The 17,673-nt window shown below is 71.2% G+C and carries 17 protein-coding genes and 1 pseudogene; 2 read left to right on the top strand and 16 right to left on the bottom strand.

Annotation, left to right across the window (positions count from 1 at the left end; genetic code table 11):
* Window positions 1-6: 6 nt before the first annotated feature.
* The 6 genes from C1J01_RS05230 to C1J01_RS05205 form a co-directional block, all read right to left on the bottom strand.
* Window positions 7-1,005, bottom strand: coding sequence for a LacI family DNA-binding transcriptional regulator (locus C1J01_RS05230; protein ID WP_111176583.1), 999 nt, complete (start codon window positions 1,003-1,005; stop codon window positions 7-9).
* Window positions 986-2,395, bottom strand: a complete 1,410-nt coding sequence (locus tag C1J01_RS05225; RefSeq protein ID WP_111176581.1) for a GH1 family beta-glucosidase — start codon at window positions 2,393-2,395, stop codon at window positions 986-988. The genes C1J01_RS05230 and C1J01_RS05225 overlap by 20 nt, the downstream gene beginning before the upstream one ends.
* Complete coding sequence (locus C1J01_RS05220) at window positions 2,392-3,222, bottom strand: carbohydrate ABC transporter permease (RefSeq protein ID WP_111176579.1); 831 nt, start codon at window positions 3,220-3,222, stop codon at window positions 2,392-2,394. The genes C1J01_RS05225 and C1J01_RS05220 overlap by 4 nt, the downstream gene beginning before the upstream one ends.
* On the bottom strand, window positions 3,219-4,175 hold the full coding sequence (locus C1J01_RS05215) for a carbohydrate ABC transporter permease (RefSeq protein ID WP_111176577.1): 957 nt from the start codon (window positions 4,173-4,175) through the stop codon (window positions 3,219-3,221). Before C1J01_RS05215 ends, C1J01_RS05220 begins: the two co-directional genes overlap by 4 nt.
* Window positions 4,176-4,234: 59 nt before the next feature.
* Window positions 4,235-5,560 (bottom strand): ABC transporter substrate-binding protein, encoded by a 1,326-nt coding sequence (locus C1J01_RS05210; RefSeq protein WP_111176575.1) that lies wholly within the window; start codon window positions 5,558-5,560, stop codon window positions 4,235-4,237.
* Between the two features lie 341 nt (window positions 5,561-5,901).
* Entirely contained in the window at window positions 5,902-6,723 is an 822-nt protein-coding gene (locus tag C1J01_RS05205; protein WP_111176573.1) for a GrpB family protein, read from the bottom strand.
* Between the two features lie 89 nt (window positions 6,724-6,812).
* Here C1J01_RS05205 and tsaA point away from each other — a divergent pair, with 89 nt between their 5' ends.
* Entirely contained in the window at window positions 6,813-7,250 is a 438-nt protein-coding gene (gene tsaA, locus C1J01_RS05200) for a tRNA (N6-threonylcarbamoyladenosine(37)-N6)-methyltransferase TrmO (RefSeq protein WP_235854263.1), read from the top strand.
* A gap of 248 nt (window positions 7,251-7,498) precedes the next feature.
* On the opposite strand, the gene C1J01_RS05195 is transcribed toward tsaA, so the two are convergent.
* Complete coding sequence (locus tag C1J01_RS05195) at window positions 7,499-8,734, bottom strand: RNA polymerase sigma factor (protein ID WP_111176569.1); 1,236 nt, start codon at window positions 8,732-8,734, stop codon at window positions 7,499-7,501.
* 245 nt (window positions 8,735-8,979) lie between these two features.
* Between C1J01_RS05195 and C1J01_RS05190 the strand changes: the two genes are divergently transcribed.
* On the top strand, window positions 8,980-10,830 hold the full coding sequence (locus C1J01_RS05190) for a CLIPPER-2 domain-containing protein (RefSeq protein WP_111176567.1): 1,851 nt from the start codon (window positions 8,980-8,982) through the stop codon (window positions 10,828-10,830).
* Window positions 10,831-11,120: 290 nt separating this feature from the next.
* On the opposite strand, the gene C1J01_RS05185 is transcribed toward C1J01_RS05190, so the two are convergent.
* The 9 genes and pseudogenes from C1J01_RS05185 to C1J01_RS05155 form a co-directional block, all read right to left on the bottom strand.
* Window positions 11,121-11,567 (bottom strand): YciI family protein, encoded by a 447-nt coding sequence (locus C1J01_RS05185; protein ID WP_111176565.1) that lies wholly within the window; start codon window positions 11,565-11,567, stop codon window positions 11,121-11,123.
* Window positions 11,568-11,666: 99 nt separating this feature from the next.
* The gene (locus C1J01_RS49585; protein WP_181448579.1) at window positions 11,667-11,804 is read right to left on the bottom strand and encodes a hypothetical protein; all 138 of its coding nucleotides are present in this window, start codon (window positions 11,802-11,804) and stop codon (window positions 11,667-11,669) included.
* A gap of 3 nt (window positions 11,805-11,807) precedes the next feature.
* Window positions 11,808-12,112 (bottom strand): annotated as a pseudogene (locus tag C1J01_RS54060) (DUF6928 family protein); the annotation flags it as partial.
* A 311-nt stretch (window positions 12,113-12,423) separates the two neighbouring features.
* Window positions 12,424-12,972 (bottom strand): GNAT family N-acetyltransferase, encoded by a 549-nt coding sequence (locus C1J01_RS05180; protein ID WP_111176563.1) that lies wholly within the window; start codon window positions 12,970-12,972, stop codon window positions 12,424-12,426.
* A gap of 155 nt (window positions 12,973-13,127) precedes the next feature.
* Complete coding sequence (locus tag C1J01_RS05175; RefSeq protein ID WP_111176561.1) at window positions 13,128-14,063, bottom strand: hypothetical protein; 936 nt, start codon at window positions 14,061-14,063, stop codon at window positions 13,128-13,130.
* Complete coding sequence (locus tag C1J01_RS05170) at window positions 14,060-14,551, bottom strand: hypothetical protein (protein ID WP_111176559.1); 492 nt, start codon at window positions 14,549-14,551, stop codon at window positions 14,060-14,062. Before C1J01_RS05170 ends, C1J01_RS05175 begins: the two co-directional genes overlap by 4 nt.
* 3 nt (window positions 14,552-14,554) lie before the next feature.
* Complete coding sequence (locus C1J01_RS05165) at window positions 14,555-15,766, bottom strand: macrolide family glycosyltransferase (protein WP_111176616.1); 1,212 nt, start codon at window positions 15,764-15,766, stop codon at window positions 14,555-14,557.
* Window positions 15,763-16,695 carry a patatin-like phospholipase family protein gene (locus C1J01_RS05160; RefSeq protein WP_111176557.1) on the bottom strand — a complete coding sequence of 311 codons (933 nt, stop codon included), beginning with the start codon at window positions 16,693-16,695 and terminating at the stop codon, window positions 15,763-15,765. Before C1J01_RS05160 ends, C1J01_RS05165 begins: the two co-directional genes overlap by 4 nt.
* 113 nt (window positions 16,696-16,808) lie before the next feature.
* A complete protein-coding gene (locus C1J01_RS05155; RefSeq protein ID WP_111176555.1) occupies window positions 16,809-17,657 on the bottom strand; it encodes an aldo/keto reductase in 849 nt (282 codons plus the stop codon).
* Between the last annotated feature and the right edge of the window lie 16 nt (window positions 17,658-17,673).

Below are 17,673 nucleotides of genomic sequence, written 5' to 3'. Positions count from 1 at the left end.
TCTCGGTCAGGCGGACCCGCGCAGCACCAGGTGGGTGTCGAGGATCACCACGGGCTGGCGCAGCTCCTCACCGTGGATGCGGGCCACCAGCAGCTGGGCCATCTGCCGGCCCATGGCCTCGGTCGGCTGGTGGACGGTGGTCAGCGGCGGGTCGGCGTGCAGCGCCGCCTTGGAGTCGTCGAACCCGATCACCGCCACGTCACCGGGGATCGCGCGGCCCTCCTTCTTGAGCACCCGCATCGCGCCCAGCGCCATCGGGTCGGACGCGGCGAAGACCGCGTCCAGGCCGGGATGCTCACGCAGCAGCGCCGCCATCGCCACGGCACCGCTGTGCTCGGAGAAGTCGCCGTAGGCCACCAGCTCGGGCAGGCCCGAGGGCAGCACCGCGTCGCGGTAGCCCGCCAGACGGTCGACGCCCACGCCCATGTCCTGCGGCCCGGCGATGGTGGCGATGCGGGTGCGGCCGAGGCTCAGCAGGTGTTTGACCGCCTGCCGGGCGCCTGCCCTGTTGTCCATGTCGACGTAGCTGTAGGGGTCGAGGCCGACGGGCCGGCCGCCGAGCACCGTCGGCACGCCCATCTCCTCCAGCCGGCCCGGCAGCGGGTCGGCGCCGTGCAGCGACAGCAGCAGCACGCCGTCGACGTGCTGGCCCGTCAGATAGAGCTCCAGCCGCTCGTGCTCCTCCGGGGTGCGCGCCATCGCGAGGATGAGCTGCAGCCCGGTCTCGGCCAGCGCCGAGCCGATGCCGCGGATCGTGCCCGCGAAATACGGCTCGTCGAAGACGCGATACTGCGACTCGGACACCACCAGGGCCACCGTGTCGGTGCGGCGCGTGACGAGCGCCCGCGCCGCGCGGTTGGGCACGTAGCCCAGCTCGCGGATGGCCAGCTCCACCGCCTCGCGGGCCTTGGCGCTGACGTTGGGCGAGCCGTTGATGACTCTCGACACCGTGCCCCGGCCCACCCCGGCCCGAGCAGCGACTGCCTCAAGAGTCGGTCGGTTCATGGCGCCTATTCTGCCGGATGATCTCCGCGTACCAGAGCGCGCTGTCCTTCAGGAGCCGTTCCTGGGTCTCGAAGTCCACGTGGACCAGGCCGAAGCGCTTGCCGTAACCCCACGCCCACTCGAAATTGTCCATCAGCGACCAGGCGAAATAGCCCTGCAGCGGCACGCCCAGGTCGATGGCCCGCCGGCAGGCGGCCAGGTGCGCCTCCACGTACGCCTGCCGCTCCCGGTCGTGCACCCGGCCGTCCACCAGGGCGTCGTCGAAGGCGGCGCCGTTCTCGGAGACCACCATGGGGATCGGCGGGTACTCCCGTGCCACCCGCGTGAGGATCTCCACCAGGCCGTCCTCGTCGATCTCCCAGCCCATCGCGGTGACCGGGCGGCCGCCGTTGACGAACGACACGTGCTCGCTGCCCACCCACGGCGAGGCCGTGTCGGTGGGCGCCGCAGCCGCCGAGGCCCGGCCGCCCGGCTCGCCCGACACCGTGAAGCGGCTGTAGTAGTTGACCAGCAGCACGTCGATCGGCGCGCCGATGGCCTTCATGTCGCCCGGCTGGATGAAGCCGAGGTCCATGCCCAGGTCGGCGAGCACGTCCTCCGGGTAGCGGCCGAGCAGCAGCGCGTCCAGGAAGAACCGGTTCTGCAGCCCGTCGATGCGGCGGGCCGCGTCCAGGTCGCGCTCGGCGCCGGTGGCGGGGGTGATGGCGTACAGGTTCACGCAGCCGCCGACCCGCCGGGCGTTCATCGCCTGGACGGCCAGCCCGTGGGCGAGGTTGAGGTGGTGCGCGCCCCTGATCGCGTTCTCCGGCTCGCGCCGCCCCGGGGCGTGCTCGCCCGAGGCGTAACCGAGGAACGCGGCGCACCACGGCTCGTTGACGGTGCTGAACGTGTGCACGTGGTCCTTCAGCGCCTCGTGCACGGCGGCGGCGTACTCGGCGAAGCGGTAGGCCGTGTCGCGGTTGGGCCAGCCGCCGGCGTCCTCCAGCTCCTGCGGCAGGTCCCAGTGGTAGAGGGTCAGCCACGGGTCGATGTCGTGCCGGCGCAGCTCGTCGGTGAGCCGCTTGTAGAAGTCGAGGCCCTTGGAGTTGACCGGGCCCGAGCCGCCCGGCTGGATCCGCGGCCAGGAGACCGAGAAGCGGTAGGCCGACAGGCCCAGCCGCGCCATGATCGCGACATCCTCCCGGTAGCGGTGGTAGTGGTCGATGGCCACGTCCGCGTGGTGCCCGCCCAGGATGCGGCCGGGCGTCCTGGTGAAGGTGTCCCAGATGGAGGCGCCGCGCCCGTCCTCCCCGACCGCGCCCTCGATCTGGTACGCCGAGGTCGCCGCACCCCACGCGAACCCCGGGGGGAAGCGCAGCGCGGCACGCGTCTGTTCCTCTTGAGTCGTCACGCCTTGACCGCACCTTCCATGAGACCGCCGACGATCTGCCGGCCGAACAGGACGAATACCGCGACGAGCGGAATGATGGACAACGCCGTCCCCGCGAAGATCAACGTGTAGTTGGTGGAGAACCGCGCGTTCAGCGAGGTGATCGCGATCTGCACGGTGGGGTTGTCCGGGGTGAGCACGATCAGCGGCCACATGAAGTCGTTCCACATGAGCATGAACGTGTTGATGCCGAGCACGGCCATGCCGGGGCGCACCGCCGGGAGCACGACGTTCCACCAGATGCGCAGCGTCGCGGCGCCGTCCACCCGGGCGGCCTCGACCAGCTCCATCGGCACGGCCTGCCGGGTGTACTGCGTCATCAGGAAGACCCCGAACCCGTTGAGCAGGTACGGCAGGATGACCGCCTGCAGCGTGCCCGTCCAGCCCAGCTCCACCATGAGCCGGTAGAGCGGCACCACGCCCATCTGCTGCAGCGGCACCGCCATCGTCAGCAGCACGAGCAGCAGCAGCACGTTCTTGCCCTTGAACTGCAGGTTGGCGAACGAGAAGCCGGCCAGCGTGGAGATGAGGACCACCGAGACCGTGACGACGCCGGCCACGATGAACGAGTTCGTCAGGCCCAGCAGGAACTTGGCGTCCTCGTTGTTGAGCACCGCGAGGATGTTCTCGCCCAGGTTGCCGCCCGGCAGGAACGGCGGCGGCACCGCCACCGCGTCGGCGTTCGTCCGCGAGGCGATCACCAGCATCCAGTAGAGCGGGAACGCCGACAGGAAGACGGCGACCGCCAGCATGACCCTGGTGAGGATGGTCGGCGACCAGTTGGTCACTTCGTTCCCCCGATCCGGCGCACGACCAGGAAGTTGACCAGCGCGCCGATGAGAATGAGCAGGAACAGCAGCCAGGCGGCCGCGGCGGCGTAGCCGTAGTCGAACTCGCGGAAGCCCTGCTTGACGATGAACATGGCCACCGTCTGGAACTGGCCCTGCGACCCGCCGTCGACGTTGCCGTTGTAGAACGTGGTCGGCTCGGAGAACAGCGTCAGGCCGCCGATCGTGGAGTTGAGCACCACGAAGATCATGGTCGGGCGCAGCATCGGCAGCGTGATCTGCCAGAACTGCCGGCGCCGGGAGGCGCCGTCGATCGCGGCGGCCTCGTACAGGTCGCGCGGGATCGTCTGCATGCCGGCCAGGAAGATGATCGCGTTGTAGCCGGTCCAGCGCCAGTCGACCATGGTGGCGATGGCGATCCACGACGGGATGCGCTCGGCCCGCCAGTTCGTGTTGTCCACGCCGAACCAGCCGAGGATGTAGTTGACCAGGCCCCAGTCACGCGCGTACAGCTGCGTGAAGACCACCGCGACCGCGACCACCGACGTGACCAGCGGCAGCAGCACGCTCATCCGGATCGCCAGGCGCAGGCGGAACCGCTTGTTCAGCGCGTTGGCCAGGAACAGCGCCAGCAGCATCTGCGGGACGGTCGCGATGACGAACATGCCGATGGTGTTGACGACGGCGTTCCAGAAGTCCTCGTCGGTCAGCAACGAGGCGTAGTTGCCCAGCCCGGTCCACTCGCTGCCCCCGGCCAGGTCGTAGTCGTGGAGCGAGTAGTAGAGCGTGAACGCCAGCGGGAACAGCCCGAAGGCGGCGAACAACAGGAAATATGGGGACACCAGGGCGTACGGCATCGCCTTGACGTCCAGGCGGGAACGCCAGCGGCGGCCTGGCGGGGGAACGCGGTGCTGCGCGCCCCGCGTCGCCCGCGGAAGGGTGTCGAGACTCATAACAGACCTTTCGGCGGCAGTGAGCCCGGCCCGCCCCCTGAGACGGGCCGGGCCGGGGATCAGTCCGCGGCCTTGGCCGCGTCGTCGACCAGCTGCTGCCACGCCTGGTCGTAGGGGACCGAGCCGTCGTCCATGCCCTGGATGACCGACTCGACGGCGTTCTTGACCTGGGTGTGGTTCACGCCGAGGTAGACCGGCTGGAGCTCGGCGGCGGACTTGGCGAAGATCTCACCGATGGGGGCGTCGCTGAAGTACTCGTTCTTCGCGCCCTGCACCGCCGGGTCCTGCTGGGCCTTGGTGTTGCTCGGCATGTTGCCGAAGTCGGCGAAGACGCTCGCCTGGGTCTGGGCCTGCGTCAGGTAGTCGGCGACCATGGCCGCCTCCTTCGGGTGCTTCGACTGCGCCGGCACCGCGAGCCAGGACCCGCCCCAGTTGCCGCCGCCGCCGGGCACCGAGGCGACGTCCCACTTGCCCTTGCCGTCGTCACCCGCGTTGCCGCTGACGGTGCCGAGCATCCAGGACGGGCAGCCGACCGTGGCGAACGCGCCCCGCTGGGTGCCCGCCGCCCACTCGTCGCTGAAGTTGCGCAGCTTGGCGGTCAGGCCCTGCTGGCTCATCTTCTGCGCGAAGTCGAAGGCCGTGCGCACCGCCGGGTTCTTGTCGACGATGAGGTTGTTCTGCTGGTCGAAGTAGGTGACGTTGCCGTTCTTCGCCGCCTCCTGATACAGGAGCACCTGGTACAGCGTGTTGGTGCCGTCGGCCCACTTCGTGTCCTTGACCTTCGACTGGAACTCCTGGCCGACCTTCATGAAGTCGTCCCAGGTCGGCCAGAGGGCGCTGACCTCGTCGCGGTCGGCGGGCAGGCCGGCCTGCTCGAACAGGTCCTTGCGGTAGCACAGGCTCATGCCGCCGATGTCGGTGCCCAGGCCGAACAGCTTGCCGTCGGCGGTGATGCCGTTCTCCCACTTCCAGGCGGGGTAGTCGGCCTTGCGCGACTCCAGGCCGTGCTCCTTCAGGTCGGCCCACCACTCCGGGTGCGCCTTGGCCAGGCCCATGCCGCCCTCGTCGATGCCCACCACGTCACCGGCCCCCGTGCCCGAGGTCAGCCACTGGATCATCTGCGGCCAGTACTGCTGCTCGAACTGGTCGGTGAGGTGCTCTTCCTTGATCTGGATGTCCTTGTGCTCGGCGTTCCACTTGGCGATGGCGTTCTTGTAGCCGAAGTTGGCGCCGCCGCCGAACGTCTGCACACGGATGGTGACCGGCCCGGAGGAGGCGGGAGCGCCGGAATCCGTACCGCCGCCGGAGCCACAGGACGTAACGGCCAGCACGACCGCGGCCAGGGCCGAGGCCGCGGCCAGGCCGCGACGCTTGCTGATCATCATGGGTTGGAACCCCTTCTCGGGTGAACGTGGGGAGAAGCGCACCGCGGCTGCGCTCCGCCGCGGTGGGAATGTTGGGAGCGCTCCCACAAAGGGTGCACTCGTGGTGTCCTGCCGTCAATCCCGCGAAACGCAACCGTTACCGATGGGACGTTTTGATGCTGTGATTCCGGATTCTTGGGGATATAAGCCTTATAAGGCTACTTGGGAGCGCTCCCAGCACAAGTGGCATCTTTCATGTCGCTTCGAGGGCATGTCGCCCCGGGTGAGATGAACTTGTCGCGTGGTCGGCGCCGCGGCTCTGCTCGCGTCGCCCCCGCGCTCCCGCGGCGTAGGCCCGGCGGTCAGCCCTGTGGGGCCCATGCCTCCGCGCGGCCGAGCGCCCGGCTGATCCAGGGCATCTTGTCCAGGCTGTAGTCGTTGACGTCGTGATCGGGCCGCGCGGCCAGGCCCCGCTTCACCGCCTCGTACTCGGCCCGGTGCGCCGGATCCGCCCGCAGCCAGTCGCGCAGCAGCAGCATCTCCGTCCAGATCGGCGAGGACACCGGATGGAAGTGCACGTTCACCGGCCGGCCGGGATCGGCGTCCACGGCGACCTGCTCGTCATGATGCGTCCCGTGCCGGTCGATGCCGTAGAAGGGGCCTGTCACGTGGACGAAGCCGGCCTCGTGACTGAGCGCCGCCGCCTCGACGGCCGCCGCCAGATCGTCCACCACCACCTGGAGGTCGATGATGTCCTTGGCCGCCATCGCGGGAACGGACGTCGAGCCGATGTGGTCGATGCGCCTGGCGCGCTCGCCCAGCACGCGGGCCAGGCGCGCCATGAGCCGGGCCGCCTGGGCGGGCCACGACGGGTCCGGCGCGGCGAGCACGACGTGCTGCCTGCGGGGCGCGCGCCTGCGCCGTGCCAGGTTGTCCGCGAACGGCGCGACGCGGCCCCGCCACAGCTCCCGCACCGCCTCGGCGGACCGCGGCACCCGTACGTCCACCGTGGCGTCGCCCTCCGGCACGCCCACGCCGACGACCAGGTGGTGCGCGCCCGGCTCGGGGGCGGGCGCCGAGGCGACGGCGACCGGCGCGCCGGCCGCCAGGTCCGCCAGCCGGTCCGCCACCTCGCGTGCCGCCGCGTCGTCCGGCCCGGTCGCCGCGATCTTCAGCCTCTCCACCGTTTCACAGTGTCATCCGCCGCCGGGCATGTCAGCAGGCGGCGGCGCGTAGATCACGTTCCCCTTCACGGACGCCGATCGAGGAAGATGTGATCGAACGTCTCGGCGCATCGGGCGGAGGAGCCATGGCGTACGAGATTCGTCCCATCGGAGTCGTGCGGTCGTCCCTGACGGATCGCGGGAGCGCTCCGAAGCAGGGGGTGGAGGGCGCTCCCGACGCGTGGCTCGTGTTCGATCCCGCGATGGCCGAGGGGATCCGCGATCTCACGGTGGGCGATGAGGTGTTCGTCCTCACGTGGTTGCACCTGGCCGATCGATCGGTGGTGGCCGTGCATCCGCGCGGTGATCTGCGCAATCCGCTGACCGGTGTCTTCAGCACCCGCTCCTCCGACCGGCCCAACCCCATCGGCCTACACCGCGTCCGGGTGCTCGGGATCGACGGGCTCCGGGTGCGGGTGGCCGATCTCGAGGCCCTCGACGGCACCCCGATCGTCGACGTGAAACCGGTCCTCGACGCGACGCGCTGACGGAGCCCAGGCCGCCTCCCACACGAAGCCGTCCGGGTCGGTGAAGGGTCCGCGCTCGCACGACGCCGCCGTAGCCCCACAGCGACTTCGCGGCCGGCTTCAACGGCGTGGCGCCAGGGCGGCGCCGATGAGGCCGTTGACGGTGGCCGGCTGGGACACGAGAGCGACAGCGTGAACCCGCGGAAGCCGCTCGCCGGCGCGGCCGAGGCCCGCAGCCGCAACCAGGGCTGCGTCGACGCCCCGGGCGGTCAGCAGGCGGCGGCGCGTCGCTCCAGGAGGGCGCGTTCGCGGGCGTTGCGGGTCATCGCGGCGGCGCGCTCGAACTCCGCCCGCGCCTCCTGCCGGCGTCCCAGCCTGAACAGCAGGTCGCCGCGTACGCTCGGCAGCAGGTGGTAGCCCTTGAGCGCCGGCTCGTCCACGATCTGGTCGACGAGGCGCAGGCCGGCCGCGGGGCCGTACGCCATCGACAGGGCCACGGCGCGGTTGAGCTCGACCACGGGGGAGCGCGACATCCTGGCCAGCTCCTCGTACAGGCTCGCGATCCGCACCCAGTCGGTGTCCTGCGGATCGACGGCGCGGGCGTGGCAGGCCGCGATGGCGGCCTGCAGCGTGTACGGGCCGCGCGTGCCCGACAGGTCCTCGGCCCGGTCGAGGGCGGCCAGGCCGCGCCGGATGAGCAGCCTGTCCCAGCGGGCGCGGTTCTGCTCCAGCAGCAGGACCGGCTCGCCGGACGGGCCCACACGCGCCGCCGACCGGGACGCCTGGATCTCCATGAGCGCCACCAGGCCGTGCACCTCGGGCTCCTTCGGCATCAGGCCGGCCAGCACGCGCCCGAGCCGCAGCGCGTCCTCGCACAGGGCCGGACGCATCCAGTCGTCGCCGGCCGTCGCCGAGTAGCCCTCGTTGAAGATCAGGTAGATGACCTCGAGCACGGCGGACAGGCGCCCGGCCAGCTCCGCTCCTTGCGGCACCTCGAACGGGATCCGCTCGTCGGCGAGGGTCCGTTTGGCGCGCACGATCCGCTGCGCCACGGTGGGCTCCGGGACGAGGAACGCCCGGGCGATCTCGTCGGTCGTCAGCCCGCCCAGCACCCGCAGCGTCAGCGCCACCCGCGACTCCGTCTTCAGCGCGGGATGGCAGGCCGTGAACACCAGCCGCAGCAGGTCGTCCTCGATCTCGTCGGGCTCGGGCTGCTCCTCCTCGGTCCGGAGGCGGTGGCCCAGCTCGGCGAGGTTGCGCTGGAGGCGTTCGTTCCTGCGGATGAGGTCGATGGCGCGGCGCTTGGACACGGTCATCAGCCACGCGCCGGGGTTGCGCGGCACGCCGGACTCCGGCCACTGCTCCAGCGCCGCCACCAGCGCGTCCTGCGCCAGCTCCTCGGCCAGGCCGACGTCGCGCACCAGCCCGGCGAGCCCGGCGATCAGCCGGGGCGCCTCGATCCGCCAGACCGCCTCGATGGCACGGTGGGTGTCGGAAGCCGTCACCGGCCCATGAGACCAGCCCGGCTCCCTGCCCGCAACCCGTTCCGTGGTGCGGTGGGCCGACGCGGGGCCGTCCGCAAAACAGGACGGTCCTACTTGTGAGCGATCGTTTGCAATGTCGGCGAAGTGATTCACCAGCGCTCTGACTACGTTCGGTGTCTGTGAACATACGATCTGATACCGCTCGATCGAGAATCGGCGAGTCTGGCCCCAAGAGGGCCGCCATAGCCGGAACGGCGCTTCTGGGCATGATGGCGGCCACGCTCCTACCGGCCCAGCCGGCTGCGGCACAGCCGGTGCCGCTGGTCGAGGAGACCTTCACGGGAGCCACGTCGGTCCCCGAGTTCGTGGCAGTGGGATCCGCCTGCCTGACCGGGGCACCGCCCGCCACTCCCGGGACGGGCAGCCATCCGCTCACGGGATGCCCGGAGGGCGCCGCGGGCCCGGTGCCGCCGACCGGCGGGGCGCCGTTCGGCTATCTCCAGCTGACCAGCGCCGACAACAATCAGACGGCAGCCGTTCTGTACGACGAGCCGATCGCGTCGGAGCAGGGCCTGGACGTGACCTTCGAGCAGTGGCAGTACGGCAACACCTCGGACGTGCCCGCCGACGGCATCTCCTTCTTCCTCATCGACGGCACCGCCACGCCCGAGGAGCCGGGCGCCTTCGGCGGCAGTCTGGGATACGCGCAAAAACGGCCCAACGACGATCCCGCCAACCCCTTCGAAAACGGCATCGACCAGGGCTACGTCGGCGTCGGCCTCGACGTCCTCGGCAACTACTTCGGAGACTGGGAACAGCGAGGCATGGGCTGCGCCGAGCGCTCACCGGCCGGCACGGTCTTCCGCTCCCCGGCTCCGGGGCCCAACATGGTGACGGTACGAGGGCCTGGGAACGGGACCCAAGGCTACTGCTTCCTGACCGCCACCACGAGCAACCTCACCACCACCGGGCCGTGGCCCTCGACGTTGCCGGGGAACCTGCACGGACCCACGAGGGTGGTCGATGACGACCCGCAGCAGGCGCAGGACGACCTGGAGGAGTCGCGCCGCACGGTGAACGTGCGGATCACCCCGGCGCCCGACCCCGTGCTGACCGTCTCCATCGACTTCAACGACGGCGACGGCATGCAGCAGGTGCTGTCCACGCCCGCGCCCACACCGGTCCCCTCGACGTACAAGTTCGGGTTCGCGGCCTCCACCGGTCTGTTCACCGACGTCCACCTGATTCGCAACGTCGTCGTCCGCCCGGTCCTGGAACAACCGGCCTTGACCCTCACCAAGCGCGTCGCCGGAGGCTTGCCGTCCGACCCCGTGCCGGTGGGGACCACGGTGCGCTACGAGTACGAGGTGGCCAACACCGGCAACATGGACATCACCGATCTTGTCGTGAACGACGACGTGGTCGGTGTGGCGGACTGCGGGACGGAGCCCGTCACCCTGAACGTCGGCGAGCGCATCACCTGCACCGGCGCCTACGTCGTCACCGAGGAGGACGCCGCGCGCGGCTCGGTCACCAACGTCGCCACCGCCACCGGCATGGCGGACGCGACCGTGGTGAACTCGCCGGAGTCACAGGTCACGATCGAGGTCGCGGAGCAAGAAGAGGGAGAGCTCGACCTGGTGAAGAGCGTCGCGGACGCCCGTCCGTACCGCCCCGGGAACAGGGTCGTCTACCGGTACGTCGTCACGAACAACTCCACCGGCACGGTGAACGACGTGCGGATCGAGGACAGCCACGTGACGCGGATCAGGTGCCGGGCCACGACTCTGGCCCCGGGAGCGTCCACGACCTGCAGGGGCATCTTCGTCGTGCCGGCGGGCACGGCGGACGAGTGCGAGCGGAGCGGCTGCCGCTTCTCCATCACCAACACCGCGGTCGCCAGAGCCGGGGACCTGACCTCCGCCACGGCCACGGCCACGATTCGGGTGGTGCAGAAGCCGCATCACTGCCGGCCGGGGAAGAAGCCGCACCACGGCACGAAACCGAAGTGTGGTCACGCGGGCCGGAGCGAGAGCCGGACGCCCATCGCCGATGCGACCGGCCTTCCGGCCGCTGAACGAGCGACGACCACCGCACGACCGCGGCCGACGCCCTGACGGATGTCCGGCCTTTCCCGATAGCCGCCGCCCGCCCCGGTCCACGGAGTCATTCCTCCCGTACGGAGGGCCGATCCGGCCGGACCCGGGCGAGCGACGGCTCTGACAGAACTCCGCCCCGCCTCCTACAGAACGCCGCCCGCTTCCGACACCATCGCCGATGCGCCGACCCCACCGTGGCGCCTGCCTCACATCGCCCCGCGCAGTGCCCGTGGCCCCCGCCGTGGTCATGTCGTACACGTCACGCCAGGGCGCCGGCGCCCCGAGTCAGCCGGCCGAGGCCGGCGTGCTCATGAGGTCTCGTCGGGCGTGTCGGCGCCGAGGCGCTCACGCAGGGCCTTCTCCCGGTCGAGCTTCTCCGGCGGCAGCGACTCGTCCGGCACGTCGGAGGCGTCGAACACGCGCCACACGTCGAGCCCGATCCCGTCGTGTCCCGGCGGGACCGGGACGCGCAGGGCCCACTCGATGGCCTCCTCGCGCGACTTGACCTGGATCAGCCAGAACCCGGCGATCAACTCCTTGGCCTCGGCGAACGGCCCGTCGATGACCTTCGCCTTGCCGCCGGTGTAGGCGATCTGCGCCCCCTCCGAGCTGGGGTAGAGCCCCTCGCCCGCCAGCAGCACCCCCGCCCTGGTCAACTCCTCGTTGTAGGCATGCATGTTGTCCACGAGCTCCTGGCTGGGCAGCGCGCCCGCTTCGGTCTCCGCGCTGCCCTTGCCCACGATCATGAACTTCATCGGTGTCGTCTCCTTCGTCGTGCGTCCGTCTCGTCAGAGCGTCGAACGGCCGGCCCCCGAATCGACGCGCCGCAGGAAAAGTTTCGGGGTCCCTGAAATCTACTTTGTAAAGGCGTCGTCCAAGGAGATCTCGTGGAAGGTGCCGTCGTCGCCGAGCCGGAAGACGCGCGGAGGGCCCATCCGCAGCCGCCCGTCCTCCCAGACCGCGAACGCCAGCCAGTCGACGACGCTGTGCATCGCGTGCAGGACGAGCTGCGCCCCCGGCTCGCCTCGACGAGGTGGGCGGGCAGCTCGGAGGGGCGGTCGAGCATGAACTCCTGCGAGCAGACGAGCTCCAGGCCGGGCAGGCCGGTCGCGTAGGCGAGATCTTCGGGCGGGTAGACCTTGCCGGCGAGTGTGCCCGGCTCAGCCGGGGTGAGCACACGGCCCGGCAACACCCGCCGCACCAGCGCCGCCGTCTCCGCCTCACCGGGCGTGCCCGCGTCGCGGAGCCCGTGGGGGATCGGTCCGTCGGCGTAGGCGATGATGCCGGTCTTCGCGCCCATGCGCATCCTCCTGTCGGTGGGGGCTCACCACCGTAGCGATCCCCGCCGACGGTTCCCGAGAACGCGCGAAGCGCACGCCCGCGCTCCGGATACGCGCGCTTCACGCGGGGGATGAGCACGCACCCCATGCGGTACGGGGCCGCTCTCTCCTATGGGGGACGGGCGCACGTCCCACCTGGTCCGGGACCGCCTGCCTGCTGCGGAACCGTGCCCAGCAGCTGATCGACACGTCCGGCGGAAGATCCGGCCGATTCCGGAGAACGTGATCGACCCGCTCGGCGAGCGAGGACGTGTTCCATAAGCCGCGTGGCTCATACCTCAGGAAGGGAGGGATCGGGTTTCCAGGGGTTCGGCGCGGTGATGGACCAGCGTTCATGGTCGCGCCAGGCGCCGTCGATGTAGAGGTAGGCGGGCGACAGTCCTTCGTAACGGAAGCCCAGGCGCTTGGCCAGGGCCAGGGATGCCTTGTTCGCCGGCTGAATGTTGGCCTCTAGCCGGTGGAGCCGCAGGTCGGTGAAGGCGTGCCGCAGGGTGACGGTGAGCCCGTCGGTCATGTAGCCCTGCCCCGCGGACGGGCTGAAGGCCGCATAGCCGAGGGACGCGCCCTGGTAGCGGCCCCTGATGATCGAGTTGATGTTGACGGTGCCGGCGGCTGCGCCGGTCTCCCGGTCACGGATCAGAAAGCCCAGGTTGGTGCCGTCGTCGAAGCGGCGCATCCAGACCCGGAACTCCTCCGCGGTCGCGGGCAACTGCATCCATGGCCGGTGCAGCTCGGCGCTGGCCCGCACGAGCGAGCAGAACTCGTCCTGGTCGGAAAGGGTGAGCGGGCACAGTTCGACCCGTGATGGCATTTCGGACATGGGGCAACGTTAGGGCCTGTCATGGGCAGTGGGTCGCCCGAGTGATCCATCTGATGATCTCGGTGTGGGTCGTGGTGATCCGACCGCCGCACAGCGGGCCGCCCTGGAGCCGTCGCCCGCCGGAGTGGAGGGTCACAACCTGAAACCGCGTGCGTTCACGTTTCACCTGGTGGCGGCACTGCCGAAACGCGGTCGGCGCGGATGAGCGCGATCACGGTGCCGGCGGTGCGGTCGAGGTGGCTGCGGCCGTCGCAGAGCCGCGCCTCCGGGCTGATGTAGCTGCGCCGCCCCATGTGGGTGGCCGGGTCGAGCCGGTGCGAGGTGACCTTTCCGGCGAGGACGGCCCGGTTCCATCCGCTGCGGCGGAAGACCCGCCAGCGCTGGGGGAAGATCCAGGTGCAGACCCGCTCGATCCAGTCGCCCGCGCTGGTGAGCCGGTGGAGATGGCGCGCGTGGGTGAGATCGTTGGCGCCGTTGTGGAAGCCGCCGATGGTGATCAGCAGGAGTGGGGCACGCAGCTGGGCGTGCAGCTCCTCCACCGCGCCGGTGGCGACCTGGGCTCCGCCGCTGTAGCTGAGCAGCACCACCGGTATGCCGTCGCCTGGCCGGTAACCGGCCAGGCGCAGCTGGTCGGCGATCTGGGCGCCCACGGCGCGGTTGTACAGCGGACGGTATCTCCGGTCGGCGGCGACGAAGATCTGCATCACGTTGTGCAGGAACAGCAGGATCCCGGCGCGGCGGCGAAGCCACGCCCACACGGGCCGGTTGGCGAGCGGGTGGGCCAGCGGGGAGTACGGCTGCACCTGACCGAGCACCCGCAGCTCCGGCGCTCCGGCGATCAGGGCCCTGACCAACTGGCCCCCGTCGCGGGTGTCGCGGAAGCGCCGTTTCCCGATGCCGTCCAGATAGACCAGGTAGGCGTCCGGAGGACGGCCGGGGTCCGCGCCGCGGGCGTACGGCATCCCATGGGGGAGCTCGGCGGCAGGGGTCCGCCAACCGGCCACGTAGGCCATCACCTCGTAGCGGGCGAGCAGGGCTTCGGCGAGCAGGACCGGCCCGAGCACCAGGACGACGAGCGGGAGATCGATCATGCGAGCGGCTCCTTCACCCCGATGGCGCTGATCTGCGCGACCAGCCGCCGGACCGCCTCGACGGCGACGCCGAGCCCGGCTCCGGCGACGGCCACGCAGCCCGCGGCGGCCCACCAGTTCAGCCCCGTCGTCGCGGCGAGCGGGCCGGCGAGGCCGGCCCCGACCCCTATGAAGAGCAGCAGGTGCAGCAGCGGCCCGAGCAGCGGGAACGCGAGGACGGCGGCGAGGAGCAGCGGCGCGGCCAGGCCGGCCGTCCAGACCGGCGTGGCGCCGTCCGTCACCGGAGCCGACCGCACCAGCTCGGCGAGGGTCCGTGCGGTCAGGGGCCACAGCGCGAACACGGCGCCCTCCACCACGGCACCGGTCAGCAGGAGCAGGATCGCGGTGGACCGCGACGCGCCGGGCCGGCGAGCTATCAGCGGCAGAATGCGCCCGGCGGACTCCGACAGCCCGGCGAACAACAGCAGCACGACGACGACGGAGGACATCGCTCAGCGCTCCTGTGCCGAGGACACCGGGGCCCGGCCGGTCCTGCGCTGGTAGCGCTCGAGCTCGTCGGCGGCGCGCAGATGGCCGCCGGCCTCGCGCTGGGCGACCCGCAGGGCGGCCGCCGCGGCCCGGAAGCGGGGCTCGTCGAGCAGGCGCCGGGCGAGGGCCCGCACCGGTTCCGCGGCGGCGTCCTGGGCACGGATCGACAGGCCCGCGCCCAGCTCGGCGATCCGCCGGGCCGTCAGCGGCTGATCCGCGCCCTGCGGGACCACCAGCATCGGCACCCCGGCGTGCAGGGCCTCGTTGACGCTGTTCATGCCACCGTGGGTGACGAACAGCGCGGCCCGGGACAGGACCTCCGGCTGCGGCACGAAGCGGCGGGCGAGCACGTTGTCCGGCAGCGGACCGAGCGCGGCCGGATCGGTCCGTCCGGTGGAGACGACGACGGTGCCGGCGAGGGGCGCCAGCGCGGTGGCGAAGGCGCGCAACAGACGCGGGCCGGCCTCGAACACCGTGCCCATCGAGACGTACAACACCGGGGCTCCCAGGCGATCGGCCGGGAACGTCGGGTCGGGCGGACGGGCGCCGAGGCTCGGGCCGACGAACCGGTAGGACGGGCCGAAGGCTTCGACGCCGGGCTGGAACGCGCGGGAGGTGAAGACCAGGTTGAGCGGCTGACGTACGTTCGCCAGGTCGAGCAGGGGCAGCCCACGGGTGTCGTGGCGGCGGGACAACTCCCACCGCGACCGCAGGTATCCCCGCACCACGCGGGGCCGGGCCGCCGCCGCGGCCAGCAGTTCCCACGAGGCGCGGGTGGGGCTCGGCACGGACCGGTCGAACGCGAACGTGGTGAACAACGACGCCGCCGGCACGTCGAGCTCGCGGGCGGCGACGGCGCCCCAAGGGCAGGCCGAGCCATGGACGATCAGATCGGGCCGTACGTCACGAAGGTCCCGCAGCACGGGCGGCAGCAGGCCGACAGTGGCATGCGCGAGCCCGTCCAGCATCGTGACCGGCATCGGCGGATCGGGCAGCGGCCGGTCACCACCGGGGTAGAGGCACACGGTCGCCCCCGTGCCCTCGATCTCCGTCGAGAACGCGGGCGAGGTGTGGTACGTGACCCGGTGGCCACGGCGGACGAGCTCGGCCACGACCGGCAGCGTCGGGTTGACGTGCCCGTGCATGGCGAGGTTGAGGAACGCGATGGTGCTCATCGGCCGGCCCCCGAGGGCGCCCATGACGGCGCGGGAGAGTTCTCCGCCCGGTACAGTCCGGGCCCGCTGACGTGCAGCCCGTCGAGGAAACGGCCCGCCGCGAGGGACGCCGTGTCGATCAGCCGCTGGGAATGGCCGAAGTCCCACGGGGCGGGCCAGCTGTCGATGCCGGTCGGCACCACGATGGTCGGGATCCGTTGCGACACCTCCTGCAGGTCGCGCTCGATCTGCTGGTGCAACATCAGCAGCCCTGCTCTGGCGGCGACCGCGCCGGCCCGCCGGGGCGGGCCGGCCGGGTGCGGCGGCCCGGCCTTCTGCCCGGTCGACAGCACCACCACGCTGGCCGCCCCGGCCTGCAGGGCCGCCCGCACCGGGACGAAGGCGATGACCCCGCCGTCGATGAGCGTCCGGCCGTCCCGCTCCACCGGGGGCAGGATGCCCGGGATCGCCGCGCTGGCCAGCAGCGCGGACTCCAGATCTCCGTGGTCGAGCAGCACCTGGGCGCCGGTGGCCAGATCCATGGCCACCGCGGTGAACGGGATCTCCAGGTGCTCGATCCGTGACGGCAGCCCGGCACGGGCGATCAGCCGGCGCAGGCCGCGGTCGGCGAAGACGCTGGCCCGCGAGGAGAGGTAGCCCAGCGGGAACACCTCACGGCGACGGGCGTGGGTCCACACATGATCCAGCCACGGTGCGGCCCCGCCGGGGTGGGCGGCTGCGATCGCTCCGTTGAGGGCGCCCACCGAGGTTCCGACGATCAGGTCCGGGACGAAGCCTCGCTGCTCCAGCGCGTATCCGACGCCGACCTGCGCGGCCCCGAGAACGCCCCCGCCCCCTACCGCCACCGCCACGGGGCGGGGAAGGGCGTGCAGACCCATGGGCTGCGGACCGGCGTCCGCGGCCGGTCTCCGGCGATAGATAACCCTCATGGTCCGTCCTCTCTCACCACGGAGCCTGATCGGATTCGTTCCTCGAGTACGCCCGGGGCCGTCGGCGGACTCGTCGTTCAAAGTCGTCGCCGTGATCGCTCCGTGGGGGCCGATCACGCGAGATCGGCGAGGTCCTCCTCGGTGAGGGAGATCGACCGGGCGGTCACGTTCTCCTCCAGATGAGCCACGGAACCGGTGCCCGGGATGGCCACGGTGACCGGGGACAGGGCCAGCAGCCAGGCCAGCGCGATCTGGCGGGTGGTGGCGCGGTGCCGTTCGGCGACCTTGACCACGCGAGGGTCGGCGATGTCGGTCTTTCCGCCACCGAGGGGAAAGAAGGGGACGAAGGCGATGCCGGCCCGCGCGCAGGCGTCCAGGACGGCCGTCTCGTCACGGTCGGCGATGCTCAGGTTGTTCTGGACGGCCGCGACAGGAGCGATCGCGCGGGCCTCGGCGAGATGGCCGGCATCGACGTTGCTGATGCCCAGGTGGCGGATCAGGCCTTCCTCGCGCAGCGCGGCGAGCGCCTCGAAGCGTTCGGCGAGCGACTCGCCGTGCGGGGGTTCCGTCGTGCCGACGCGCAGGTAGACGAGGTCGAGGCGATCCAGGCCCAGGCTCTCCAGGTCGGCTTCGACCTGGTACCGGAGCTCGGCGGCGGTGCCCTGGCGGGGACCGCCCGGACCGAACACCGGGCCGACCTTGGTCGCGATGACCAGGGTGTCCGGGTACGGGGCCAGGGCTTCGCGGATGAGGGTGTTGGCCCGCACCGAGCCGTCCGGGCTGCGATAGAAACCGGCGGTGTCGATGTGGTCCACGCCGAGCGCGACGGCCCGCCGCAGGACGGCGCGCCCGGACTCGGCGTCCCGGACGGGCGCACCGGGGCCACCCTGGGGCAGGCGCATGGCGCCGAACCCGAGCCGGTGGATCGTCAGGTCGCCGCCGAGGCGGAACCGGTCGGTCATGTCTCTCCTCATGAGG

It is taken from the genome of Nonomuraea aridisoli, from assembly GCF_003236395.1.
Taxonomy (GTDB): Bacteria; Actinomycetota; Actinomycetes; order Streptosporangiales; family Streptosporangiaceae; genus Nonomuraea; species Nonomuraea aridisoli.
The sequence above is the reverse complement of the archived record's forward strand: the minus strand, read 5'-3'. Positions and strand labels throughout refer to the sequence as shown.

Excerpts from the sequence above, each read along its gene's own strand:
- C1J01_RS05190 (WP_111176567.1), top strand. The coding sequence starts at position 8,980 with ATGATGGCGGCCACGCTCCTACCGGCCCAGCCGGCTGCGGCACAGCCG.
- C1J01_RS05185 (WP_111176565.1), bottom strand. The coding sequence starts at position 11,567 with ATGAAGTTCATGATCGTGGGCAAGGGCAGCGCGGAGACCGAAGCGGGC.
- C1J01_RS05215 (WP_111176577.1), bottom strand. The coding sequence starts at position 4,175 with ATGAGTCTCGACACCCTTCCGCGGGCGACGCGGGGCGCGCAGCACCGC.
- C1J01_RS05175 (WP_111176561.1), bottom strand. The coding sequence starts at position 14,063 with ATGATCGATCTCCCGCTCGTCGTCCTGGTGCTCGGGCCGGTCCTGCTC.
- C1J01_RS05165 (WP_111176616.1), bottom strand. The coding sequence starts at position 15,766 with ATGAGCACCATCGCGTTCCTCAACCTCGCCATGCACGGGCACGTCAAC.
- C1J01_RS05155 (WP_111176555.1), bottom strand. The coding sequence starts at position 17,657 with ATGACCGACCGGTTCCGCCTCGGCGGCGACCTGACGATCCACCGGCTC.
- C1J01_RS05170 (WP_111176559.1), bottom strand. The coding sequence starts at position 14,551 with ATGTCCTCCGTCGTCGTCGTGCTGCTGTTGTTCGCCGGGCTGTCGGAG.
- C1J01_RS05230 (WP_111176583.1), bottom strand. The coding sequence starts at position 1,005 with ATGAACCGACCGACTCTTGAGGCAGTCGCTGCTCGGGCCGGGGTGGGC.
- C1J01_RS05160 (WP_111176557.1), bottom strand. The coding sequence starts at position 16,695 with ATGAGGGTTATCTATCGCCGGAGACCGGCCGCGGACGCCGGTCCGCAG.
- C1J01_RS49585 (WP_181448579.1), bottom strand. The coding sequence starts at position 11,804 with ATGCACAGCGTCGTCGACTGGCTGGCGTTCGCGGTCTGGGAGGACGGG.
- C1J01_RS05180 (WP_111176563.1), bottom strand. The coding sequence starts at position 12,972 with ATGTCCGAAATGCCATCACGGGTCGAACTGTGCCCGCTCACCCTTTCC.
- C1J01_RS05210 (WP_111176575.1), bottom strand. The coding sequence starts at position 5,560 with ATGATGATCAGCAAGCGTCGCGGCCTGGCCGCGGCCTCGGCCCTGGCC.